This window comes from Streptomyces sp. NPDC029152, assembly GCF_055564355.1.
This window is the reverse complement of the sequence record NZ_JBVHWR010000010.1, coordinates 82896-103836: the sequence shown is the minus strand read 5'-3', so window position 1 is coordinate 103836 and position 20941 is coordinate 82896. Positions and strand designations below refer to the sequence as shown.

The 20941-nt window shown below is 73.5% G+C and carries 24 protein-coding genes; 7 read left to right on the top strand and 17 right to left on the bottom strand.

All coding sequences use genetic code 11. The features are described from left to right. The first annotated feature begins 21 nt into the window (after positions 1-21). Positions 22-1143 carry a baeRF2 domain-containing protein gene (locus tag ACZ4V6_RS21865; protein ID WP_467829869.1) on the top strand — a complete coding sequence of 374 codons (1122 nt, stop codon included), beginning with the start codon at positions 22-24 and terminating at the stop codon, positions 1141-1143. A gap of 29 nt (positions 1144-1172) precedes the next feature. Here the strand turns inward: ACZ4V6_RS21865 and ACZ4V6_RS21860 are convergent, their stop codons facing one another. Further along, complete coding sequence (locus tag ACZ4V6_RS21860; RefSeq protein WP_467829866.1) at positions 1173-2792, bottom strand: ABC-F family ATP-binding cassette domain-containing protein; 1620 nt, start codon at positions 2790-2792, stop codon at positions 1173-1175. Positions 2793-2912: 120 nt separating this feature from the next. Between ACZ4V6_RS21860 and ACZ4V6_RS21855 the strand changes: the two genes are divergently transcribed. From ACZ4V6_RS21855 to ACZ4V6_RS21845, 3 genes are all read left to right on the top strand, one after another. Further along, complete coding sequence (locus tag ACZ4V6_RS21855; protein ID WP_467829864.1) at positions 2913-4427, top strand: phosphatase PAP2 family protein; 1515 nt, start codon at positions 2913-2915, stop codon at positions 4425-4427. Between the two features lie 154 nt (positions 4428-4581). Continuing rightward, complete coding sequence (locus tag ACZ4V6_RS21850) at positions 4582-5403, top strand: methyltransferase domain-containing protein (protein WP_467829862.1); 822 nt, start codon at positions 4582-4584, stop codon at positions 5401-5403. A 53-nt stretch (positions 5404-5456) separates the two neighbouring features. Beyond that, the gene (locus tag ACZ4V6_RS21845; protein ID WP_467829859.1) at positions 5457-5627 is read left to right on the top strand and encodes a hydrophobic protein; all 171 of its coding nucleotides are present in this window, start codon (positions 5457-5459) and stop codon (positions 5625-5627) included. Between the two features lie 33 nt (positions 5628-5660). Here ACZ4V6_RS21845 and ACZ4V6_RS21840 read toward each other — a convergent pair whose 3' ends face one another. The 13 genes from ACZ4V6_RS21840 to ACZ4V6_RS21780 all read right to left on the bottom strand — a co-directional run bounded on the left by ACZ4V6_RS21840 (position 5661) and on the right by ACZ4V6_RS21780 (position 15757). Further along, positions 5661-5954, bottom strand: coding sequence for a gas vesicle protein K (locus ACZ4V6_RS21840; protein WP_467829856.1), 294 nt, complete (start codon positions 5952-5954; stop codon positions 5661-5663). Position 5955: 1 nt separating this feature from the next. Beyond that, positions 5956-6138, bottom strand: a complete 183-nt coding sequence (locus tag ACZ4V6_RS21835; RefSeq protein ID WP_077799359.1) for a gas vesicle protein — start codon at positions 6136-6138, stop codon at positions 5956-5958. After that, positions 6135-6944, bottom strand: a complete 810-nt coding sequence (locus tag ACZ4V6_RS21830; protein ID WP_467829854.1) for a GvpL/GvpF family gas vesicle protein — start codon at positions 6942-6944, stop codon at positions 6135-6137. Before ACZ4V6_RS21830 ends, ACZ4V6_RS21835 begins: the two co-directional genes overlap by 4 nt. Next, positions 6941-7270 carry a gas vesicle protein gene (locus ACZ4V6_RS21825; RefSeq protein WP_467829852.1) on the bottom strand — a complete coding sequence of 110 codons (330 nt, stop codon included), beginning with the start codon at positions 7268-7270 and terminating at the stop codon, positions 6941-6943. The genes ACZ4V6_RS21830 and ACZ4V6_RS21825 overlap by 4 nt, the downstream gene beginning before the upstream one ends. Next, positions 7267-8595, bottom strand: a complete 1329-nt coding sequence (locus tag ACZ4V6_RS21820; protein ID WP_467829849.1) for an SRPBCC family protein — start codon at positions 8593-8595, stop codon at positions 7267-7269. The genes ACZ4V6_RS21825 and ACZ4V6_RS21820 overlap by 4 nt, the downstream gene beginning before the upstream one ends. Continuing rightward, a complete protein-coding gene (locus ACZ4V6_RS21815) occupies positions 8595-9245 on the bottom strand; it encodes a DNA primase (RefSeq protein WP_467829846.1) in 651 nt (216 codons plus the stop codon). The genes ACZ4V6_RS21820 and ACZ4V6_RS21815 overlap by 1 nt, the downstream gene beginning before the upstream one ends. After that, complete coding sequence (locus tag ACZ4V6_RS21810) at positions 9242-9505, bottom strand: gas vesicle protein GvpG (RefSeq protein ID WP_467829844.1); 264 nt, start codon at positions 9503-9505, stop codon at positions 9242-9244. The genes ACZ4V6_RS21815 and ACZ4V6_RS21810 overlap by 4 nt, the downstream gene beginning before the upstream one ends. A 5-nt stretch (positions 9506-9510) precedes the next feature. After that, the gene (locus ACZ4V6_RS21805; RefSeq protein ID WP_467829841.1) at positions 9511-10284 is read right to left on the bottom strand and encodes a GvpL/GvpF family gas vesicle protein; all 774 of its coding nucleotides are present in this window, start codon (positions 10282-10284) and stop codon (positions 9511-9513) included. Next, positions 10281-10715 (bottom strand): gas vesicle structural protein GvpA, encoded by a 435-nt coding sequence (locus ACZ4V6_RS21800; protein ID WP_467829839.1) that lies wholly within the window; start codon positions 10713-10715, stop codon positions 10281-10283. The genes ACZ4V6_RS21805 and ACZ4V6_RS21800 overlap by 4 nt, the downstream gene beginning before the upstream one ends. Before the next feature lie 49 nt (positions 10716-10764). Further along, positions 10765-11154, bottom strand: a complete 390-nt coding sequence (locus ACZ4V6_RS21795; RefSeq protein WP_467829836.1) for a gas vesicle protein GvpO — start codon at positions 11152-11154, stop codon at positions 10765-10767. A gap of 114 nt (positions 11155-11268) precedes the next feature. After that, complete coding sequence (ligD, locus tag ACZ4V6_RS21790; protein WP_467829833.1) at positions 11269-12213, bottom strand: non-homologous end-joining DNA ligase; 945 nt, start codon at positions 12211-12213, stop codon at positions 11269-11271. Beyond that, on the bottom strand, positions 12210-14057 hold the full coding sequence (locus ACZ4V6_RS21785; RefSeq protein WP_467829829.1) for a transketolase: 1848 nt from the start codon (positions 14055-14057) through the stop codon (positions 12210-12212). Before ACZ4V6_RS21785 ends, ligD begins: the two co-directional genes overlap by 4 nt. Further along, complete coding sequence (locus ACZ4V6_RS21780; RefSeq protein WP_467829827.1) at positions 14054-15757, bottom strand: NAD(P)/FAD-dependent oxidoreductase; 1704 nt, start codon at positions 15755-15757, stop codon at positions 14054-14056. The genes ACZ4V6_RS21785 and ACZ4V6_RS21780 overlap by 4 nt, the downstream gene beginning before the upstream one ends. Before the next feature lie 152 nt (positions 15758-15909). Here ACZ4V6_RS21780 and ACZ4V6_RS21775 point away from each other — a divergent pair, with 152 nt between their 5' ends. Further along, positions 15910-16872 (top strand): LLM class F420-dependent oxidoreductase, encoded by a 963-nt coding sequence (locus tag ACZ4V6_RS21775; RefSeq protein WP_467829825.1) that lies wholly within the window; start codon positions 15910-15912, stop codon positions 16870-16872. A 77-nt stretch (positions 16873-16949) separates the two neighbouring features. Here ACZ4V6_RS21775 and ACZ4V6_RS21770 read toward each other — a convergent pair whose 3' ends face one another. Beyond that, positions 16950-17441 carry a phage holin family protein gene (locus tag ACZ4V6_RS21770; RefSeq protein WP_467829823.1) on the bottom strand — a complete coding sequence of 164 codons (492 nt, stop codon included), beginning with the start codon at positions 17439-17441 and terminating at the stop codon, positions 16950-16952. Positions 17442-17512: 71 nt separating this feature from the next. On the opposite strand from ACZ4V6_RS21770, the gene ACZ4V6_RS21765 reads away from it, so the two are divergent. Next, positions 17513-17860 (top strand): VOC family protein, encoded by a 348-nt coding sequence (locus tag ACZ4V6_RS21765; protein WP_467829821.1) that lies wholly within the window; start codon positions 17513-17515, stop codon positions 17858-17860. A 43-nt stretch (positions 17861-17903) separates the two neighbouring features. Here the strand turns inward: ACZ4V6_RS21765 and ACZ4V6_RS21760 are convergent, their stop codons facing one another. Then, positions 17904-19907, bottom strand: a complete 2004-nt coding sequence (locus ACZ4V6_RS21760; protein ID WP_467829818.1) for a DUF5107 domain-containing protein — start codon at positions 19905-19907, stop codon at positions 17904-17906. Positions 19908-20054: 147 nt separating this feature from the next. On the opposite strand from ACZ4V6_RS21760, the gene ACZ4V6_RS21755 reads away from it, so the two are divergent. After that, a complete protein-coding gene (locus tag ACZ4V6_RS21755; protein WP_467829815.1) occupies positions 20055-20402 on the top strand; it encodes a DUF6204 family protein in 348 nt (115 codons plus the stop codon). On the opposite strand, the gene ACZ4V6_RS21750 is transcribed toward ACZ4V6_RS21755, so the two are convergent. Continuing rightward, a complete protein-coding gene (locus tag ACZ4V6_RS21750; RefSeq protein ID WP_467829813.1) occupies positions 20374-20925 on the bottom strand; it encodes a GNAT family N-acetyltransferase in 552 nt (183 codons plus the stop codon). The two genes, ACZ4V6_RS21755 and ACZ4V6_RS21750, sit on opposite strands and share 29 nt — an antisense overlap. Positions 20926-20941: the final 16 nt, after the last annotated feature.

The window sequence follows — 20941 nt, the reverse complement described above, 5'->3', positions numbered from 1 at the left end:
AGCGGCATCCGGGAGGGAACCATGGATCTCTCGTTTCTGCATCCTCTCTACGAACACCAGGGGCCCTGGGCCTCCGTGTACGTCGACCTCTCCCGGCACGCGGAGGACACCCCGCACGAACGTGAGCTGACGGCCGCCGCGGTGGCCCGGGAGCTGGCGGCACAAGGCGCGGACGACGCGACCTGCCGGGCCGTGCGGGAGGCGGTGGACGGGCTGCGGCACTCCACCGACCCGCACGGGCGGGCACTGTTCGCCTGTGCCGGGCGGGTGGTCCTCGACCCGCCGCTGGCGCGCGCCCCGCAGGGCGGCACGGAGACCTGCTGGGCACCGCTGCCGCACGTGGCGCCGCTGCTGGAGCTGGCCGGTGAGGACCCGGTGTGCGTCGTGGCGTACATCGACCGCAAGGGCGCCGACTTCGAGCTGCGCAGCGCCCTGGGCAGCCGGGACGCGGGTTCGGTGACCGGCCGTCAGTGGCCCGTGCACCGCACGAGCAGCGTCGACTGGTCGGAGCGCCACTTCCAGCTGCGGGTGGAGAACACCTGGGAGCACAACGCGGCGGAGATCGCCGACGCGCTGGCCGTGTGCCAGGAGGAGACGGGCGCCGACCTGCTGATCCTGGTGGGAGACGACCGCGAGCGGCGGTCCGTGCACGAGCGGCTGCCCAAGCGGCTGCAGGGCCGGGTCGTGGAGGCCGCGCACGGCGCGGGCAGCCGGCTGCTGGACGAGGACGTGGAACGGCTGCGCGACGAGCACGTGCGTGCGCGGGCGCGGGAGGACCTGGACAGGTTCCTGGCCGCCCGCGCACCCGACGGCGAGGGCCGGGCCGCCGCGGTGGAGGGCGTACCGGCGCTGGTCGAGGCCGCCCGGGAGCACCGCATCGACGAGCTGCTGATCATCCCCGACGGGCCCGAGACGCACCGCGAGGTGTGGATCGGCGAGGACGCCGACCAGCTGGCGGTGCGCCGTACGGAGCTGAAGACGCTGGGCGAGCAGAACTCCTGGTCGGCCCGCGCGGACGACGCGCTGTTGCGTTCGGCGGTGATGACCGGTGCCCCGGCGATCTCGGTGACGCCGGCCCTGCCGCAGGAGGCGGCGGACGACGCGCCGGTGGGCGGCCTGGGCGCCCTGCTGCGCTGGCGCTGACGCGCCCGCCCGGTGGTCCGGGCGGCCGGCTACCGGGCCCGCTCCACCCGCCGTTCGTCCCAGACCGGCTCCGGTGTCTCGCGGACGCGGCCGTCGCTGCCGAAGACGAGGTAGCGGTCGAAGGAGCGGGCGAACCAGCGGTCGTGGGTGACCGCGAGGACCGTGCCCTCGAAGCCCTCCAGGCCTTCCTGGAGGGCTTCGGCGCTCTCCAGGTCGAGGTTGTCGGTCGGCTCGTCGAGCAGCAGGGCGGTGACGCCCTGGAGTTCCAGCAGGAGGATCTGGAAGCGGGCCTGCTGGCCGCCGGAGAGCCGGTCGAAGGACTGCTCGGCCTGCTGGGTCAGCTCGTAGCGGCGCAGCCGGGACATGGCGGCGCCGCGGTCCTGGGCGTGTTCCTTCCACAGGATGTCCAGGAGGGTGCGGCCCAGCAGCTCGGGGTGGGCGTGGGTCTGGGCGAAGTGTCCGGGCACCACGCGCGCGCCCAGTTTCCAGTTCCCGGTGTGCGCCACCTCCTCGCCCGCGAGGAGCCGCAGGAAGTGCGACTTGCCGGAGCCGTTGGAGCCGAGGACCGCGACGCGTTCGCCGTAGAAGACCTCCAGGTCGAAGGGCTTCATCAGGCCGGTGAGTTCCAGGCCCTCGCAGGTGACGGCCCGTACGCCGGTACGGCCGCCCTTCAGCCGCATCCGGATGTCCTGTTCGCGGGGCGGCTCGGGCGGCGGCCCGGCCTCCTCGAACTTGCGCAGCCGGGTCTGGGCGGCCGCGTACCGCGACGCCATCTCGTGGCTCACCGCAGCCGCCTGACGCAGCGTCAGAACCAGCTTCTTCAACTGCGCGTGCTTCTCGTCCCAGCGGCGGCGCAGTTCCTCGAAGCGGGCGAAGCGTTCGCGGCGGGCCTCGTGGAAGGTGGCGAACCCGCCGCCGTGCACCCAGGCGTCGGCGCCCGCGGGGCCGGGCTCGACGGAGACGATCTTCTGGGCGGCGCGGGCGAGGAGCTCCCGGTCGTGGGAGACGAAGAGGACCGTCTTGCGGGTCTCCCCCAGCCGCTCCTCCAGCCAGCGCTTGCCGGGCACGTCGAGGTAGTTGTCCGGCTCGTCGAGCAGCAGCACCTCGTCGGTGCCGCGCAGCAGCGCCTCCAGGACGAGGCGTTTCTGCTCGCCGCCGGAGAGGGTGCGCACCTGCCGCCACTGGGCCTTGTCGTAGGGGACGCCGAGCGCGGCCGTGGTGCAGATGTCCCACAGGGTCTCGGCCTCGTAACCCTGGACCTCGGCCCAGTCGGCGAGGGCCTGCGCGTAGCGCATCTGGGCCGCCTCGTCGTCGACCGTCATGATCGCGTGCTCGGCGGCGTCGACGGCGCGCGCGGCCTCGCGGATGCGGGGCGGTGCGACGGACACCAGCAGGTCGCGCACGGTCGTCTCGTCGCGCACGGAGCCCACGAACTGGCGCATCACCCCGAGCCCGCCCCCGACGGCGACGGTCCCGCCGTGCGGCTTGAGCTCCCCGGCGAGGATGCGGAGCAGGGTGGTCTTGCCGGCGCCGTTGGGTCCGACGAGGGCCACGACGGCCCCCTCCCCCACCCGGAAGGAGACATCGCCGAGCAGTGCCCTCCCGTCGGGGAGGTAGTACTCCAGGTGCGCGGCTTCGAGATGTCCCATGGGCCGGATTCTGCGGCTCCGGGCGCCGTCCGGGCAAATGCTTTCCCCGGGTGCGGGCCGGGCGGGGCGCGTGCGGCACGCCACCCGCAGGAAATCCCGCCCGCCGGGTAGGCGGGAGGAATGAGCCCCGACGTAGACCTCACCGCCCCGACACCCGGCCCGCACCCGGTGCGCGACGGCCTGCTGCGGCTGGACCAGCGTGTGTTCGAGGCGGTCGCCGCCCGGCGCTGGCCCGGCGCCGACCCCGTGCTGCCCCGGCTCAGCCGCAGCGCCAACCACGGCGTGCTGTGGTTCGCGGCGGCCGCCGCGCTGGCCGCGGCCCGCACCCCGCGGTCCCGGCGCGCCGCCGTCCGCGGCCTCGCCTCGCTGAGCCTGGCCTCCTTGACGATCAACACGCTCGGCAAGCGTTCGGTCCGCCGGCCGCGGCCCGCGCTGGACCCGGTGCCGGTGGTTCGGCGGCTGAAGCGGCAGCCGATCACCACGTCCTTCCCCTCGGGGCACGCCGCGTCGGCCGCCGCGTTCGCGACCGGCGTCGCGCTGGAGTCACCCGCGTGGGGCGCCGCGGTGGCCCCGCTGGCCGGCGCGGTGGCCCTCTCGCGGGTCTACACCGGTGTGCACTTCCCGAGCGACGTGCTCGCCGGGGCCGCCCTGGGCGCCGGTGCCGCGTTCGCCGTCCGGGGCATGGTGCCGACGCGTGCCCAGCTGATCCCGCCGGCCAGGCCGCGCGCCGACGTTCCGGCGCTGCCCGGCGGCGAGGGCCTGGTGATGGTGGCGAACACCGCGTCCGGCACGGCGGACCGGGTGCGTGCGCTGCGCGACGCGCTGCCCCGGGCCGAGGTCGTGGAGTGCGACCCGGGGGACGTCGGCGCGGAGCTGGAGAAGGCGGCGGAGCGGGCCGTGGTGCTCGGCGTCTGCGGCGGCGACGGAACCGTGAACGCCGCGGCGGAGATCGCCATGCGCCACGCCGTGCCCCTGGCGGTGCTGCCGGGCGGCACCCTCAACCACTTCGCCTACGACCTGGGCGTGGAGGACGCCAAGGACCTGTGCCGGGCACTGGAGGGCGGCGAGGGCGTGCGGGTGGACGTCGGCCGGTTCTCCTCCGGCGACAAGCGCGGGGTCTTCCTGAACACCTTCAGCCTCGGTGTGTATCCGGAGCTGGTGCGCGAGCGGGAGCGCTGGTCGCCCCGGATCGGCGGCTGGCCGGCGGGGGTGCTCGCGGCGGTGCGGGTGCTGCGCGCCGACCGGCATCCGCTGGAGGCCGAGGTGCAGGGGCGCAGGCGCCCGCTGTGGATGCTGTTCGCGGGCAACGGCACGTATCACCGGATGGGCCTGGCCCCGGGCCGCCGGCTGGACCTGGCGGACGGACAGCTGGACATCCGGGTGGTGCACGGCGGCCGCCGGCCGGCCCTGCGGCTGCTCTCGGCGGCCCTCGCCGGGCCGCTGACCCGCTCCCCCGCCCACGCCGCGGTGCAGGTGGGCCGGCTCCGGCTGACCGGTGTCGCACCGGGGACCCTCCTGGCGTTCGACGGGGAGATCACCGAGACGCAGGGCGACCTCACCCTGGAGAAGCTCCCGGAGGCACTCACCGTCTACCGTCCCCTCACCGGAAACCGCCTGGTGGATCACTCCTCCTGACGATTGGTCACTTTTTCATGACACATCGTCAGTCCATATGGCAGAACGTGGATCTCACCATGTGGTGCGTGGGCGTACGGTGATCCTGCCGCCGGGCGGGGTCGTCGCACCCCGCGCACCGGCGCGCCGAGCCGCCGCGAAGAGGGGATCAGCCATGTCCGGACAGCAGGAGACCGCCGTGTACACGCACGGGCACCACGAGTCCGTGCTGCGCTCGCACACCTGGCGCACCGCCGCCAACTCGGCCGCGTACCTGCTCGGTCACCTGAAGCCGCACATGAGGATCCTGGACGTCGGCTGCGGCCCCGGCACCATCACCGCGGACCTGGCGGAACTGGTGCCCGACGGGCACGTGACCGGCGTGGACCGGGCCCCGGAGATCGTGGAACGGGCCCGCGCCACCGCCGCCGGGCGGGGCCTGTCCAACACCGGCTTCGCGGTGGCGGACGTGCACGCCCTGGACTACCCCGACGACACGTTCTGCGTGGTCCACGCCCACCAGGTGCTCCAGCACGTGGGCGACCCGGTGCAGGCGCTGCGCGAGATGAGGCGGGTGGCGAGGCCGGGCGGGTTCGTCGCCGTCCGTGACTCCGACTACGCCGCCATGACCTGGTACCCCGCCTCCCCGGGCATGGACGACTGGCTGGACCTGTACCGCAGGGTGGCCCGCGCCAACGGGGGCGAGCCGGACGCCGGGCGCCGGCTGAAGGCGTGGGCGCTGGAGGCCGGGTTCACGGACATCACGGCGACCTCGGACACCTGGACCTTCTCGGCACCGGACGAGCGGGAGTGGTGGAGCGGCCTGTGGGCGGACCGCACCCTGGCCTCGGCCTACGCCGAGCGGGCCGTGGAGGGCGGCCACGCGACGGCGAAGGAGCTGCGGGCCGTGTCGGAGGCCTGGCGGGAGTGGGGCGAGCGGCCGGAGGGCTGGTTCAGCGTCCTGCACGGAGAGATCCTGTGCCGAAAGGGAGCCTGACCGGCGTCGGATCGGTGCATTACGGGAAAACAGTACGGTAGGAGGTACACATTATGGTTCCGCTTCTCCTCGTGCTGCTTCTCGCGCTCATTCTGTTCGGCGCCGGATTCGCACTGAAGGTGCTCTGGTGGGTCGCCCTGGTGGTCATCATCCTGTGGCTGCTGGGATTCCTGGTTCGCGGGACGACCGCAGGCGGCGGCCGAGGCCGCTGGTACAGGTGGTGAACGACAGGCGGTGAGGCCGCCGCCCCGGGAGGCTCACTCCCGGGGCAGCAGCGGTCCCAGCGGCCCGAGGTCCAGGTTCAGGTCCTCGGGCCGCAGTCCGTAGCGGTCGCGCAGCTCGGTCATGCGGTCGTCGAGCAGCATCAGCGTGAGCCCGATCCGCTCCTCCTGCTCCTCGCTCAGGTCGCCCTCGTCGACGCGGCGCAGCGCCTGGCGTTCCATGAGCTGGCGCAGCAGCTCCACGACGGTCAGCACCAGCTTGATCAGGTCGCGCTCGACGGTGTCGGGCTCCAGGTCGAGGCTCTTGCGGCGTTCGGTGGGGTCGCTCACATCAGTCCCCGAACGGCGACGGTACGTTGCGGTTGACCGAGCTGATCAACGCGTTGAGGTCGATGCGGACCAGGTCGACGTCCGCGATGCGCAGCGTGATGTCACCGGTGATGACCACTCCGCCGGCCAGCAGCCGGTCGAGCAGGTCCACGAGGGCGATCTCACGGCGTTCGACGACGGTCATGACCCCTCCCCCGCTGTCTCCGCGCCCGCCGTCTTCTCGCCGGCGGTCTCCTCTCCCGCGAAGGAATAGGCGGCCCACGGGCCGGTGAGTTCCACACGCATTCCGGGAGTGTCGTCCTTCGTCCGGTCCACCATTTCCACGAATTCCTCGGAGACGTCCCGCGGCACCAGGTAGGCGGCGTTGAGGACGTTCCGCCCGGCGGCGCCGGAGAGCGCGGGGTTCTGCGGCGCGTGCAGTCGCGCGTCGTCGGCCCGGGAGGACAGGTTCGCGTGCAGACGCGTCGCGAACTCCTCGGCCCTGGCCCACAGGTCCTCGTGCGCGCGCGTCCGCATGCGCCGCTGCCGCAGGTAGTCACGGCCCGAGACGGGCTTCGGCGCGGGTTCCGCCGAAGGCTCCGGCTGTCCGGGCTCCGTCTCGACGTACACCTTCACGCCCCATTCCACCCGGCCCTCCAGCCGGTCGAGAGTGCGCCGGAAGTCCTCCTCCCGCTCCTCCAGCATCACGCGGACGCCGCTGTCGTCCCGGAAGACGGTGGCCAGCCGGAGCGGCAGCGGCGTGGTGACGACGGTGAGCGCGTCGATGACCTGCTGGTGGGCGCGGGCGGTCCCGGCGAGCCAGTCCAGGTCCTCCAGGCGGGCCCGCAGCGCCTCCTCCGAGAAGTCGGCCTCGGGCACGTGGCTGACCACGGCGACCAGGCCGTGGTGGGTCAACAGCCTGGGCGGATCGCCCGCCACCCCGGTCAGCTGGGACTGGAGGGGGACGTCGAAGGGCCGGCAGACGGCGTAGACGTACCGCAGTCCCGTCATCGTTCCTCCTTCGGTACGCGGCCCGACTCCAGCTCTCTCAGCCGTGCGCGCAGCTCGGCGTTCTCCCGGGTCAGTTCGTCGCGCCGGGCGCGCGAGGAGAGCGCGGGGTCGCTCTCCCACCAGTCGATGCCCATCTCCTTGGCCTTGTCGACAGAGGCGACGATGAGCCGCAGTTTGATCGTGAGCAGCTCGATGTCGAGCAGGTTGATGCGGATGTCGCCCGCGATGACGACGCCCTTGTCGAGCACCCGCTCCAGGATGTCGGCGAGGTTGGCGCCGCTCTGTCCCTGGCCGTAGGGATCGGGCAGCCGGCTGGGAGTGGTCATCGACGACTCCCGCGGCCGGCGTCCTCGTACTCGTCCTCGTCCTCGTACTCACCGCGGGACGCGTACTCGTCCTCGGCGTCCGCTCCGTCCTCCTCGTCCTCGTCCTCCTCCTCGTAGTCGTCCTCGTCCTCGGGCTCGTCGGAGTCCTTGGGCTCGTCGGCCTCCTCCGCCTCGTCGGAGTCCTCGTCCTCGTCGTACGGAGCACCCTCGTCGTCCTCGTAGGCGTCCTCCGCCTCGTCGGAGTCCTCGGGCTCGTCATCCTCGTCGTGCTCGTCGGAGTCCTCGGGCTCGTCGTCCTCGTAGGCGTCCTCCGCCTCGTCGGAGTCCTCGTCCTCGTCGGAGTCCTCGTCCTCGTCGTGCTCGTCGGAGTCCTCGGGCTCGTCGTGCTCGTCGCCCTCCCGGGCCTCCGGCTCCTCGCTCTCGTGGTCCTCCTCGCCCTCCTGGTTCTCCCGCTCCTCCTCCGCGACCGCGTCCTCGTGGCTGCGGACGACCTCGCCGTCGCGGATCTCGCCGCGCCAGCCCTCGTCCACCTCGCCCTTGAGCGTGATGTGGCGGACGTAGTTCTTCAGGTCGAGGCGGGCCCGGCGGCCCTGGGCGCGCCAGATGTTGCCGGTCTTCTCGAACAGACCGCTGGGGTAGTACTCGATGACCAGGATGACGCGGGTCAGGCTGTCGGCGAGCTTGTGGAAGCTGACGACGCCCTTGGTGGTGCCCTTGGCCCCCTCCGACGTCCAGGAGATCCGGTCGTCGGGCACCTGCTCGGTGGTCTTCGCCTTCCAGCTGCGGTTGGACCAGAAGACCTTCAGCTGCCAGTCGGACGTGGTGTCGTCGGCACGGTTCGCGCTCTTGACGCCCTTGGCGAAGGTGCTGAAGTCCTGGTACTGGGTCCACTGGTCGTAGGCCGTGCGCAGGGGCACGCCGACGTCGACGTACTCGATGATGACGGTCGGCTTCTGGCCGCCGCCGCCCTTCTTCTTGCCCTTGCCGCCGCCGAGGTTCTTGAAGGCGCCGACCACGTTGTCCTTCACCTTGCCGGCGCCGACCTCGAGCGCGGCCCGCATCGGGCTCTTGCCCTCGGCGAGCTTGCGTCCGCCGTCGAGGGCGAGCTTGGCGAAGCCGGGGCTGTTGCCCTCGGCCATGTCGTTCAGCTTGCCGGTGGTCTCGCCGAGCTTGCGGCCGACGCCGGTCAGCAGCCGTGTGGCCTGGGCGGCGAGGTAGTCCTGGACCTCCGCCTTCAGACGGTCGGCCGCCTCGCTCTGGGCCACGTCGGCGAGCGGGTTCTTCTTGGCGGCCTTGCCTGCCGCGGAACCGAGGGTGTCGGCCATCACTCGTCACCGCCCTTCGACTGCCGGGACCCCGCGCCGCGCGCGGACCCCGTCTTCTTGCCGGCCGCCTTCTTGGCGGGCTGCGCCTTCTTGGCGGCCGTCTTGCGCGCGGGCGCCTTCCCGGCGGCCTTCTTGGCCGGACGCTTCGCGGGGGCCTTCTTCGCCGCCCCGCGCGCCGCGTCGGACGCCTTCCTCGCGGGCCGCTCGCGGCTCCGCCCGGACTCCTGCCGTTCGTCCGGCTCGTCCCCGCGCCCCTCGTCCTCCTCGTCGCGCGGCTCGTCGTCCTCGTACTCCGCGTCCTTGGAGTCCTCGGCGTCCTCGGCGTCACGGGAGCCGCCGGAGAGCTGGTCGCGCACCTGCGCGGTGCGCCCCTGGAGACGGTCGGCCAGCGCGTTGATCTGCCGCTCCACCATGGCCCCCGACGCGGCCTTGCCCACGCCTCGCAGGTCCGTGCGCAGCTGGTCCCCGATCTCCTTGAACTGCGGGTTGTTCTGCAGCTGCGTGGAGACCAGTTCCGCTATGCCCTTGGGGGTCAGGTTCAGTTTCTTGCCGGCCACCATGGTGCCCACGGCGACCGCCATCTTCAGTTTCTTCGTGCGTCCCAGCAGATAGCCCGCCCCTACGGCGAGACCCAGTCCCGTTCGATTCATGGTGCCGTCCCGTTGCCCAATCCCGCGCTGTGGCGCGTAGCGATCTCCAGCCGGTCCAGGAGGGCGTCCTCCTCCTGGTCGAACTCCTCGTCGGTGATCTCCCCGGCCTCCAACCGCTCCTCCAGACGGGCGAGTTCGGCCCGGATCGTGGAGGGGTCGTAGTAGATGCGCTCGGCCTCGGCGAGCACTTGCCTGATCGCCCAGCCGCCGCCGCGCGCCGGAGCGAGCGGCAGCAGGAGGATCTCCGAGAGGAGTCCCACGGTCGTCACCCCGCTCCGGCGTCCGCACCACCGGCCGCGGTGCCCGCGGGCTCGGCCGGGCCGGGCTCGACGAAGCTGTACGGCGGCAGCGGTCCGTTGACCCGCACCTCCAGGTGCGGCATCTCCGCGCGGACCCGCTCCACGGCGGCCAGGAACTCCTCGGCTTCGTCCCGCTTCACCAGGAACGACACGTTGGCGAGCCATCCGGTGGACTCGGGACCCACGCTGACGTCGTCGGCGGCCGGCTCCAGGGCGCGCTGCACCGCCGTGCCGTCCTGCGACTCCCTGTCCTTGACGGCGGCGGCGACCATCTCGCCGAGCCGGATCTTGTCTTCGTAACTTCCGCCGCCGGACTTCCGGTTGGCCTCCGCGAGGGCGCGGATCTCCGGGCTCTCGGCCATCACGTGGTGCAGTACGGCTTCCTCGACGTGGTTGGCCTTGATGTTGTACTCGACCCGGTCGTCCAGAGCCCGCAGACGCTCCCGGTAGTGCTCGGCGCGCTCCGCGAGGACGCCGGTGACCGCGCTGTCGTCCGGGGCGACGCTGCCGAACCGCATGGGCAGCACACAGCCCTCCGCGCCCGCCTCGCTGAGCACGTTCTGGTGGGCGAGCAGTTCCCTGCGCTTGGGACGCAGGTCCTCGGGGGCGTCGCTGACGACCGCCGCCAGGTCGCCCTCCTTGAGGATCCGCACCTCGCCCGGCGGGTTGCCGACACCCGTCAGCCCTTCCGGGAGCGAGGGGTGGGACGCGGCGGTGATGCCGTAGACGTACGTGCTCACTCCTGCTCCTCCTTACGACGTGACGCGGTCTTGCGGGCACGCGGGCGGGAGGCCGTCTCCCGCTCGGAGCCGCTCTCGTCGCGGCCCTGCTTGAACGCGTCCGAGATGGTTTCGGCGGCGCCGGACAGCGCCCCCTTGGACTTGCCGCGGGCGCCGGACTCGGTCATCTCTCCGACCAGGTCGGGCAGGCCCGGGTCCTTGCGCGGCCCGGCCTCCAGGTCGAGCCGGTTGCACGCCTCGGCGAAGCGCAGATAGGTGTCGACACTGGCGACGACGACGCGGACGTCGATCTTGAGGATCTCGATGCCGACCAGGGAGACGCGCACGAATGCGTCGATGACGAGCCCCCTGTCCAGTACGAGCTCGAGAACGTCGTAGAGGCCGCTGCTGCCGCCTCCGCCGCCGGTCTGCTGTGCCGGTACGACAGACATGCCGGATGTCCTCCATCCATTTCGTGGTGTGTGTCCGTACGGGCGCGGTTCAGCGTCCGCCGGAACCGCGCGCGTCGGCCCGTCCGCGCTCGTAGCGCCTGACTCGCCGGTAACCGGTGAGCTGCCCCTCCGGGTCGAGTTCCACCAGGTAGCTGCCCATCAGGCTCATCGTGTCGGGCACCCGCTCCAGCTCGAGGACCTCGACCTCCAGCGACCAGCCGTCCTCCGTCTGCTCGAAGGACGACACGGACTCCGCGGTCATCCCGGTGAGTTCCGCGAGCTGGGCACGCGCCTCGCGGAGGATCTCCATCGGCCGCGGCCGACGCGCCTTCGGTTCCTTTTGTGTCTCCTGTGAGTCCTGGGACTTCCGAGAACTCCGTGCTGTGTGTGAAGTCTCTTGTGCGGTCTGTGATTCGGACGTGTTGTTCGTGTTCGACATGGCCACCTCTCCTCCCCGTGTGGCCGCAAGTGTGTTCGCCAAACCTCCACGAGCGCATGCATGTGTCACGCGTGCGCGCAACCGCGGCGGCACGCGGTCCGGCCGTCGAGGTACTCAGCCGCGCAGGGCCTCCAGCCGGCGCCGGGCGGGCCCCAGCGCCCGCGGGCGGCCCATGATCCCGTCCCAGGGCCGGGTGCGTGCCTGATCGGCGGCGTCCGCGACGGTCCAGCGGCGGGCGTGCAGACCGGGGTCGTGCAGCTGGTCCCAGGACAGGGGTGTCGCCACCGGCGCGCCGGGCAGGGCCCGGACGGAGAAGGGGGCCACCGCGGTCTGCGCGTAGGCGTTGCGCTGGATGTCGAGGTAGAGCCGGTCGCCGCGGTCCTTCTTGCGGGCGGCGGTGGTGAGCCGGTCCGGGTGGGCCGCGGCCAGGGTGTCGGCGACGTCCCGCGCGAACGTCCTCACCTCGTCGAAGTCCTGCTCGCCCTTCAGCGGCACGATGACGTGCAGACCGCGGGAGCCGGTGGTCATCAGGGCCGAGGGGAGCTTCAGCTCGTCGAGCAGTCCGCCCAGCAGTCCGGCCGCCTCACGGACCCGGGTGAAGTCGTCGACGGCCGGATCGAGGTCGAAGACCATCAGGTCCGGCCGGTCGGCCCGCCCGGACCGCGACAGCCAGCGGTGCAGGGTGAGGGCGGCCTGGTCGGCGAGGTACAGGAGGGTGGCGGTGTCGTCGCAGACGGTGTGGCAGACGGTGCCGCCCTCCTTGGTCACCTCGGTGCGGGATATCCAGTCCGGATAGTGCTCCGGGGTGTTCTTCTGCATGAACCGCGGGCCGTCCACGCCGTCCGGGTGGCGCTCCAGCATGAGCGGGCGGCCCCGCAGGTGCGGCAGCATGAACGGCGCGACGGCCCGGTGGTAATCGACGAGGTCGCCCTTGGTGTACTCCCGGGCGCCGCCGTTCCCGTCCCGGCCGCTACCGGCGGGGAACAGCACCTTGCCGGGCCGGTGGACCTCCACGGTGCGCCGGCCGGCCCGGACGGTCCGTGCGGCGTCACGGCTCACGCGACGACCGCCTCCCCCACCAGCAGCCGGCCGGCCGCCGCGATGGAGCCGGCGTCGATGCCCGCCGCGCGCAACTGCTCGGCCGGGGAGGCCGAGCCGGGCATCGTCCGTACGGCGAGCCGGACCAGGCGCGGTACCGGACGCCCGTCGGTGAACGCGTCGAGGACCGCGTCGCCGATGCCGCCCTCCTCCCGGTGGTCCTCCACGGACAGCAGGCAGCCGGTCTCCTCGGCGGCCGTCCGCAGCGTCTCCCGGTCCACGGGCTTGACCGAGTACAGGTCGATCACCCGGACCGCGATGTCCTCCCCGGCGAGGGCGTCGGCCGCGGCCAGCGCCTCGTGCACGGTGTCGCCCGCCGCGACGACGGTCAGCCGGTCGCGGTCCGAGGAGCGCAGCACCTTGCTGCCGCCGACGGGGAACTCCTCGTCGGGTCCGTAGATCACCTTGCTCTCGCCGCGGGAGGTGCGCAGGTAGCGGATGCCCTCCAGCCCGGCCATCTCGGCGACGAGACGGGCGGTCTGGTTGGCGTCGCACGGGCAGAGCACGGTGGAGCCGTGGACGGCCCGCATCATGGCCAGGTCCTCCAGACCCATCTGGCTGGGCCCGTCCTGGCCGATGGCGACGCCCGAGTGGGAGCCGACGAGGTTGAGGCCGGAGCCGCTGATCGACGCCATGCGGACGAAGTCGTGGGCGCGGGTGAGGAAGGCCGCGAACGTCGTGGCGTACGGCACCCAGCCGCGCGCCGCCATGCCGACGGCGGTGGCGACCATCTGCTGCTCGGCGATGTAGCACTCGAAGTAGCGCTCGGGGTGCTTCTCGGCGAAGAACTCGGCGCGGGTGGAGTCGCCGACCTCGCCGTCGAGGGCGACGACGTCACCGCGGGCGGTGCCGAGCGCGGCCAGCGCCTCGCCGAAGGCGTTGCGGGTGGCCAGCTCGTCGCCGGTCTCGTACCGGGGCAGCTCGAGCTGCCCGGAGCCGGCCGAGTGCAGGGCCCGCGCGGACGGCGGCTCGTGCACCCGGACGGCGAGGTCGCGCGGGCCGCCGAGTTCGGCGATCGCCTCGTCGGCGTCCGGCACCGGCTTGCCGTGCTGGCCCTCACGGTCCTCCACGGCCCGGACGCCCTTGCCCTTGAGGGTGCGGGCGATGATCGCCGTGGGCTGGCCCCTGGTGGACAGGGCCTCGCCGTAGGCGCGGTCGACGGCGTCGACGTCGTGGCCGTCGATCTCGATCGTGTGCCAGTCGAAGGCCCGGAAGCGGCGGGCGTAGGCGTCGAGGTCGTGACCGTGCCGGGTGGGACCGCGCTGGCCGAGCCGGTTGACGTCCACGATCACGGTGAGGTTGTCGAGGCGCTCGTACCCGGCGTGCTCGGCGGCCTCCCACACCGATCCCTCGGCCATCTCGCTGTCGCCGCACAGGACCCACACCCGGTAGCCGGCGTGGTCCAGCCGCTTGCCGGACAGGGCGATGCCGACGCTGACGGGCAGGCCCTGGCCGAGCGAGCCGGTGGCCGTCTCGACCCACGGCAGCCGCTGTGGCGTGGGGTGGCCCTCCAGACGGCTGCCCAGCTTGCGGAACGTGAGCAGTTCCTCGTCGTCGATGGCGCCGGCCGCCTTGTAGGCGGAGTACAGCAGGGGCGAGGCGTGGCCCTTGGAGAGGACGAAGCGGTCGTTGCCGGGGTGGTCGGGGCGCTGGAAGTCGTAGCGGAGGTGGTTGGCGAACAGGACCGCCATCAGGTCCGCGGCGGACATCGAGGACGTGGGGTGCCCGGAGCCCGCGGCCGCGGAGGCGCGCACGCTGTCGACGCGCAACTGCTGTCCGAGTTCGACGAGTTCACCGGTGTTCATGAGTCTCCTTCGGGGGGTCCGTCGGTACGCCTGACCGGGCCGGGGGCGATGCCGGGGCCGGGCGGCGGCTGGTCGGCCGGAGGTTCGGGTCCGGGGTCGGGGGGAACGCCGGCGAAGCGGGTCGGGGCGGACGCGCCGGCGGACCGCGGCCCGGACCGGGCACCGGCGGCGCGCCGGGGTTCGCCCCGGGTGCCCGGCGGGCCGGGCTCGGGCGGGCCCGGCGCGTCGGCGGGGCGGCGCGTCGCCGGTTCGCCGACGGGCCGCTTCCTCGCCGGCCGGCTTGCCGCGGCGGCGTCGCGTGCCGCGTCCGGCGCGGGGCCGGCGTCCGGCCGGCCCGCACCTCCCCGGGGTCCGGAGCCGGTCTCCGGGCCGCCCGTCCTCGCGGGCGCCGTCCCCACCGGGACCCGTGCCGGCTCGGGGGAGGCCGATTCCAGCGGGACCGACCAGGACCGTACGAGGCCCAGCTGCACGGCCTGCCGGGGCAGCACCGCGTCCAGCAGCCAGTCCGCCGCGACCCGCACGCGGTTGGCCGGCATCGCCGCGAGGTGGTAGCCGCGGGTGACCGCGCCCGCCGCCGGCCCGGACAGCGGGACGCCGAACGGGTCGGCCGCGGCCTTGGTGCCGCCCAGGTCCACGACGAAGCCCAGGTCGCGGTGGCGGTAGGCCCGCCGCCCGCCGCCGATGCCGAGCGACGCGGCGACGTTGTGGGCGCAGACCTTGCCCTGCCGCCAGGCGTGCTGCGCGGTCATCGGCGTGTATCCGCCGGGGTTGTCGAGGTCGGGCACCGCCGCCACGTCGCCGCACGCGAACAGCTCGGGGCGTCCCGGCACCTGGAGGTGGGGGTCGACCAGCAGCCGGCCGCGCTCCACGGGCAGCCCGAGGGACTCCACGAGCGGGTCGGGCCGCACGCCCACGCACCACACCAGCGTGCGGGTGCCGACGGCCGTGCCGTCGGTCAGCACGACCCCGTCGTGGGTGGCCTCCTTCACCGAGGTGCCCGTCCGCACGTCGACGCCCCGCTGCCGCAGCACCCGCTCGGCGGTGCGGGAGAGCCGTTCGTCCATCTCCGGCAGGACGCGCGGCGCGACGTCCAGCAGCATCCAGCGGGGCCGCATCCCGGTGCGCATCGGGTGCCGGCGGACCTGCGCGTCGGTGTACATCTGGCCGTGCGCGGCGACCTCGGTGCCGGTGTACCCGGCGCCGACCACGACGAAGGTGCACCGGGCGGCGCACTCCGCGCGGTCCCGGGCCGCGGCGGCCAGCTCCATCTGCCGGGTCACGTGGTCGCGCAGGTACAGCGCCTCCGGCAGTCCGCGGAAGCCGTGGGCGTGCTCGGCGGCGCCGGGGACGGGCAGCAGCTTGTTGACGCTGCCCGTGGCGAGCACCAGCCGGTCGAAGGGGAGGGTGCCCTCGTCGCCCTCCGGGCCGGTGTAGTGCACGATGTGCCCGTCGAGGTCGACGCCGTCGGCCTCGCCGAGCACCAGCCGGACGCGCGGCAGGGTCCCCGTCAGGGACACGCTGACCCGGCGCGGTTCGAGAATGCCGGCGGCGACCTGGGGCAGCAGGGGCAGGTAGAGGAAGTAGTCGGTCGGGTTGAGCAGGGTGATGCGGGCCTGGTGCCGGGTGAGCCGGGACAGGGTGCGGGCCGTCCGGTACCCGGCGAAGCCGGCGCCGACGATCACGATGCGGGGTCGGCTCACGGTTCGCCTCCGGGCTGTCGCGTACCTCGTGGCTTCCCGCGTCCCCTTGGCCCGGGCCCCCAAACGTCCGGGCGGATCCGCGCAGCCGGTTTCCGGACCGGCGCCCGGGTACTCGGGCCGGGACCCACCCGACCACGCCCCGGAGGCAGCCCATGCCCGAGTACGGCTATTTCCTCTCGTGCGAGCAGTACGGTCCCGCGGAGCTGATCGAGCAGGCGCGGATGGCCGAGCAGGCCGGATTCCAGGCGCTGTGGATCTCGGACCACTACCACCCGTGGAACGACGAGCAGGGACAGAGTCCGTTCGTGTGGTCCGTGATCGGCGCCCTGTCGGAGGCCGTGTCCCTGCCGGTCGAGACGGCGGTGACCTGCCCGACCGTGCGCATCCACCCGGCGGTGGTGGCCCAGGCCGCGGCGACCAGCGCGGTGATGACCGGGGGCCGTTTCCGGCTGGGCGTCGGCAGCGGCGAGGCGCTCAACGAGCACATCCTCGGTGACGCGTGGCCGGCCGCGCACGTGCGCCTGGAGATGCTGGAGGAGGCCATCCTGATCATGCGCCGGCTGCTGTCCGGCGAGGAGGTCAACCACCACGGCACGCACTACACGGTGGAGAACGCCCGCCTGTACACGGTCCCCGACGAGCCCGTCCCGATCGACATCTCCGGCTTCGGTCCGGCGGCGACGGCGCTGGCGTCCCGGGTGGGCGACGGCTACATCACGATGATGCCGGACGCCTCGATGGTGGAGCAGTACCGCAAGGGCGGGGGCGGCGGCAAGCTGGTCAGCGGCGGCACGAAGGTCTGCTACGACACCGACCGGGACGCGGCGGTGCGCACCGTGCACCGGCTGTGGGCCAACGAGCTGCTGCCGGGCGAGCTGGGCCAGGTGCTGCCCTCGCCGAAGCACTTCGAGCAGGCGCAGACGCTGGTCACCGAGGACATGGTGCGCGAGAACCGGGTGTGCGGCGAGGACGTGGACGAGCACGTCGCGGAGCTGAGGAAGTTCGCCGACGCCGGGTTCGACCGCGTCTACGTCAACCAGATCGGCCCCGATCTGCGCGGCTTCTTCGACTTCTACCGCACGAAGGTGCTGCCGCAGCTCCAGGAGAGCAGCTGATCCGCGGTTCCTCGTCCGCGCGACGGCCGCGCCCCGGGACGGGTGTCCCGGGGCGCGGCCGTTCCCGTGGGCCGCCGTCAGGCGCGGCGGTGCGGACCCTCGGGGCCGTCACCGTCCCGGCGCGGCGCCGCGGTGCCGGGGGCGGCGGGCGGCGCGGGCGGCATGGGCGGGTACGGCACGCCGAGTCCGTGCGGCGGCGCGGCGGGGGCGTGTCCGCCGGCGGTGTGCGGGCGGCCGGCGCCGTGACCGGAGCCCGGCACGGCCCCCGGCCCCGACGCGTGCGGCCGCGCCGCGCCGCGCAGCAGGTAGGCCGCGACGCCCAGGAGGGCGGCCGTGATCAGCGCGGCGGCCCAGCCGGGCAGGCCGGTGGCCAGGGCCAGGCCCACGGCGAGCGCGAGGGCCGCGCCCGCGTACAGCGCGGCGGCGCCGGAGGCGGCGTAGAGCGTGGCCTTGCGGCGTTGCTTCCGCGTCTGCTCGCGCAGCTCGTCGCGCACGGTCTCGCGTGCCACCTGCGCCAGTTCGTCGACCAGTTGCCTGTCCAGGTGTTCCAAGTGATCCATGCGGTCCATGCCTTGCGGGTACCCGTGCCCCGCGGGTCCATGGGCCCCGCACCCGTCGGCCGCCAACTAGGCTCGCCCGTATGGACATTCTGGGAGCCACACTGCGTATCTGTGTCGACGATCTGGACAAGGCGATCCCCTTCTACGAGGGTCTGGCCGGCGGCCCGGCGCAGCGCTTCGGGCGCGGTGGCGTCCAGGTCGCCGCGATCGGCTGCTTCCTGCTGATGAGCGGCCCCGAGTCCGAGCTCGAGGTGCTGCGCAAGGTGGCGGCGACGATCGCCGTGACGGACGTCGAGGAGACCCGCCGGGTCCTGACCGGGCTGGGCGCGGACATCATCGCGGGTCCGGTGCCCACGCCCGTGGGCCGCAACCTGATCGCCCGTCACCCGGACGGGACGGTGTACGAGTACGCGGACCGGCGCGCCTAGGGTCCGTGCGCCTCGGCGGCCGCGGACGGGCCGGGCGGCGGGGTCATCCTCCGTCCGGCCGCATCCGGAAGTCGTGGCGGGCCGGGAGCGGCTCGTCGGTGAGCCGGGCCCACAGCCGGCCGATGCTCTCGTCGCCCTCCCGCAGGTCGGCGACCTCGAAGCCCTCGTCGTAGACGGCCCGGGCCTCGGCGCGCCGGCCCTCGGCGGACAGCAGCTGTGCCTCGGTCAGCCGGAACCGGCCGCGTGCGCGGACCGCTTCGGGCAGCCGCTCCCACACGGCACGGGCGTCCACCGCGCGTCCGGCCGCGAGCAGCGCCTCGATCGCCTCGCGTCCGAGCGCGGCCGTCGCCGCCCGCCACCGCTCACCGTCGTCCCCGCCCTCCCCCTCGCCCCCGTCGTCCCCCGCGGTCCGCCGGTCCTCCCCGGCCCGCCGCGCGCACAGGTCGTCGAAGGCCTCGGCGTACCGGTCGGCGGCCCGCTCGGGGTGGCCGTCCTCCCGGTCGGCCAGCGCGAGGCAGCGCAGCAGCGGCCAGCGGTCGGTGGCGTTCCGCAGCCCGCGCTCCCAACTGCGCACCGCCTGCGCGAGGTCACCGGCGTGCCACTGGGCGATGCCGAGGTGGTACTCGGTGTCCGAAGTGGCGGGCGCCGTCTCCAGCATGTCCCGCCAGGGCCGGGCGACCGGCGTCGGGCCGGGCGGCCGGTGCCCGTCCGGCTCGGGGAGGTACCCGGCGCGCAGCAGGTGCAGCCAGGGCTCCTGCTCGTCCGTGAGGGTGCTCTCCCCGAAGGGCGTGCCGGGCAGTTTCCAGCCCGTGCGCAGCACCTCGAGCGCGCCCCAGCCCGAACCGGTGGCGAGGCGCTCGCCGGGCTCGGCGTCGGCGTACGGCCGCCAGACCGCGTACGCGGCGTCCACGTCGGCGCGCGGCAGCGCACGCTCCAGCCGCTCCTCCGCCCCGCGCAGCACCGTGTGCCATTCGCCCCGGGGCTCCGCGTCGAGCGGCCCGTACGCCTCCAGCCAGGACACCTCGCTCTCCGCCTCCAGCCTCACGTGCTCCAGCTGGGTGCGGGCGAGGCCGGCCTGGATCTCGCAGTAGCCGCCCGTGCCGGGTTCGGTGAGCCACTCCTGCCAGCGCCGGCCGCCGGGCCCCGCGCCCCACACGAAGAGCTTGCGGCCGCGCAGGACGTCGGTCGAGGTCTGCACCAGTCCGTGCCCGTCCTCGTCGAGCGCGGCGATCCAGCGGCGCCGGCCGTCGGGCACCTCGTAGAACCAGTCGGCGGCGTAGGTGCTGTTGAGCGGGTACGTCCGGTCGGCTCCGTCGCAGGAGGGGACCGGGACGGGCCTCAGACGGCGCTCGTAGCCGAAGTGCCAGGCCTCGTCGGCGGGGGCGAGGACGCGGCGGTCCTCGGGGACCGCGGTGTTGGACCACCAGTACGCCGGCACCGGGCGCTCGTGCGGGTTGCGGACCCGGACGCCGACGCGGAGGAAGTCCGAACCCTCCGGCAGCCACAGGTCGACCTGGAAGGGCAGGTCGCGCAGCCGCTCCCACTCCCACAGGCGCAGCATCTCCCCGCCGTCCGGTGCGGGCACCCGGGCGGCGTGCACGGGCGAGCAGGACAGGGTGGTGTGGCCGGTGGCGCCGATGTTCCATTCGATGCCGCCGGAGAACCAGGCGCCGTTGAGGGCGAAGTTCGCGGGCTGGAACACCGGGTTGACGTAGAGGAGTTCGCGTCCCGCGGGCTTGTGGAGGAGGGAGGCGATCCGGCCGCCGAGGCCGGGCAGGACGGTGGCCCTGAGCCGGTCGTTCTCGATCACGAGCGCGTCCAGGGCGCGCGGGGCGCGGCTGCGGCCGTATCCGTCCCTGACCGGTACGGGCAGCAGGCTGCGCAGGGGTGCGTAGCCGACCTGCCGGGCCATGTCGCGCGGCAGGGCCGCCCGGTCCCGGTCGTCGATGCGGTGGGCCTCGTCCAGCGGGCGCAGCGGCGGCAGCGGGTTGTCCGGTCCGAGCGGCGCGGCGGGCAGCGTCAGTACCTCACGTCGGATCGTCGTCACGCTTCCCCATGGAAGCCGCTCACCGGCGCGGTGAACAGGGGCGGTGCCGACCGCGTCCGCGCGACGTGGCTCACGTTTATTCGCTGGGGGCCGTGCCGGGGTGCCGCGTACAGTCGGCGGTCGGCGTACGTGACGAAGGAGCAGCGCGTGAGCGAGCGGCACACCTACCGGGTGATCGTCCGGGGCACCTGGGAGGGACTGACCGAGGAGGCCCGTGCCCGGTTGCTCGCCGAGGCGGCCGGCCACGGGATGGCGAGCATGCGGTTCACCGAGGAGGGCTCGCTGTCGTACGAGCCGTCGCCGCTGAAGCACTTCTCGATGCGGTTCGTCGTGGTGTCGGACGCGGCGGACGGCGAGGAGATGGCGGGCGCGATCGCCGAGGACCGGGCGGAGACGGTGCTGCGCGGGCTCGGCTACGGGTTCGGCGGCCTGCGGTCGACGGTGACGGACCTGGACACCATGAAGATCAACCGGAAGGCACGTCCTCGGCGGTGATCGCCCAGCGCTGGTGGTCGCGCCAGGCCCCGTCGATGTAGAGCATCTTCGGCGAGAAGCCCTCCAGGCGGAAGCCGCAGGCGCGGGCCAGCGCGATCGAGGCGGTGTTGCCCGGCTGCGCGTTGATCTCCAGGCGGTGCAGCCGCATCGGCCCGAAGGCGTACCGCACGACGAGGTCCAGGCCCTCGCGCATCAGGCCCCGGCCCGCCGCGTGCGCGAAGGCACCGTAGCCGAGGGCGCCGCTGAGGAAGCCGCCGTGGACGATGTTGTTGATGTTGATGAACCCGGCGATGTCCCCGCCGTCCTTCTCGCACACCAGGAACCCGGCCTTGGCCGGGTCCTCGATGAGCCGGGACGCGTAGGCGGCGTACGCCGCGGCGCTGTCCGGCGGGAAGAGCCACGGATGGTGCAGGTCCTTGCTCTCCCGCACCCGGGCGGTGAACTCGGCGCCGTCGTCGTACGTGAAGTGCCGTATGCCCACGCGGGGGCCCTCGGCGAGGTGGCGGGAGGCGGTGTGCGGCATTCCGCCACTCTACGAC

Excerpts from the sequence above, each read along its gene's own strand:
- ACZ4V6_RS21865 (WP_467829869.1), top strand. The coding sequence starts at position 22 with ATGGATCTCTCGTTTCTGCATCCTCTCTACGAACACCAGGGGCCCTGG.
- ACZ4V6_RS21860 (WP_467829866.1), bottom strand. The coding sequence starts at position 2,792 with ATGGGACATCTCGAAGCCGCGCACCTGGAGTACTACCTCCCCGACGGG.
- ACZ4V6_RS21855 (WP_467829864.1), top strand. The coding sequence starts at position 2,913 with ATGAGCCCCGACGTAGACCTCACCGCCCCGACACCCGGCCCGCACCCG.
- ACZ4V6_RS21850 (WP_467829862.1), top strand. The coding sequence starts at position 4,582 with ATGTCCGGACAGCAGGAGACCGCCGTGTACACGCACGGGCACCACGAG.
- ACZ4V6_RS21845 (WP_467829859.1), top strand. The coding sequence starts at position 5,457 with ATGGTTCCGCTTCTCCTCGTGCTGCTTCTCGCGCTCATTCTGTTCGGC.
- ACZ4V6_RS21835 (WP_077799359.1), bottom strand. The coding sequence starts at position 6,138 with ATGACCGTCGTCGAACGCCGTGAGATCGCCCTCGTGGACCTGCTCGAC.
- ACZ4V6_RS21830 (WP_467829854.1), bottom strand. The coding sequence starts at position 6,944 with ATGACGGGACTGCGGTACGTCTACGCCGTCTGCCGGCCCTTCGACGTC.
- ACZ4V6_RS21825 (WP_467829852.1), bottom strand. The coding sequence starts at position 7,270 with ATGACCACTCCCAGCCGGCTGCCCGATCCCTACGGCCAGGGACAGAGC.
- ACZ4V6_RS21820 (WP_467829849.1), bottom strand. The coding sequence starts at position 8,595 with ATGGCCGACACCCTCGGTTCCGCGGCAGGCAAGGCCGCCAAGAAGAAC.
- ACZ4V6_RS21815 (WP_467829846.1), bottom strand. The coding sequence starts at position 9,245 with ATGAATCGAACGGGACTGGGTCTCGCCGTAGGGGCGGGCTATCTGCTG.
- ACZ4V6_RS21800 (WP_467829839.1), bottom strand. The coding sequence starts at position 10,715 with ATGTCTGTCGTACCGGCACAGCAGACCGGCGGCGGAGGCGGCAGCAGC.
- ACZ4V6_RS21795 (WP_467829836.1), bottom strand. The coding sequence starts at position 11,154 with ATGTCGAACACGAACAACACGTCCGAATCACAGACCGCACAAGAGACT.
- ACZ4V6_RS21785 (WP_467829829.1), bottom strand. The coding sequence starts at position 14,057 with ATGAACACCGGTGAACTCGTCGAACTCGGACAGCAGTTGCGCGTCGAC.
- ACZ4V6_RS21775 (WP_467829825.1), top strand. The coding sequence starts at position 15,910 with ATGCCCGAGTACGGCTATTTCCTCTCGTGCGAGCAGTACGGTCCCGCG.
- ACZ4V6_RS21770 (WP_467829823.1), bottom strand. The coding sequence starts at position 17,441 with ATGGACCGCATGGATCACTTGGAACACCTGGACAGGCAACTGGTCGAC.
- ACZ4V6_RS21765 (WP_467829821.1), top strand. The coding sequence starts at position 17,513 with ATGGACATTCTGGGAGCCACACTGCGTATCTGTGTCGACGATCTGGAC.
- ACZ4V6_RS21750 (WP_467829813.1), bottom strand. The coding sequence starts at position 20,925 with ATGCCGCACACCGCCTCCCGCCACCTCGCCGAGGGCCCCCGCGTGGGC.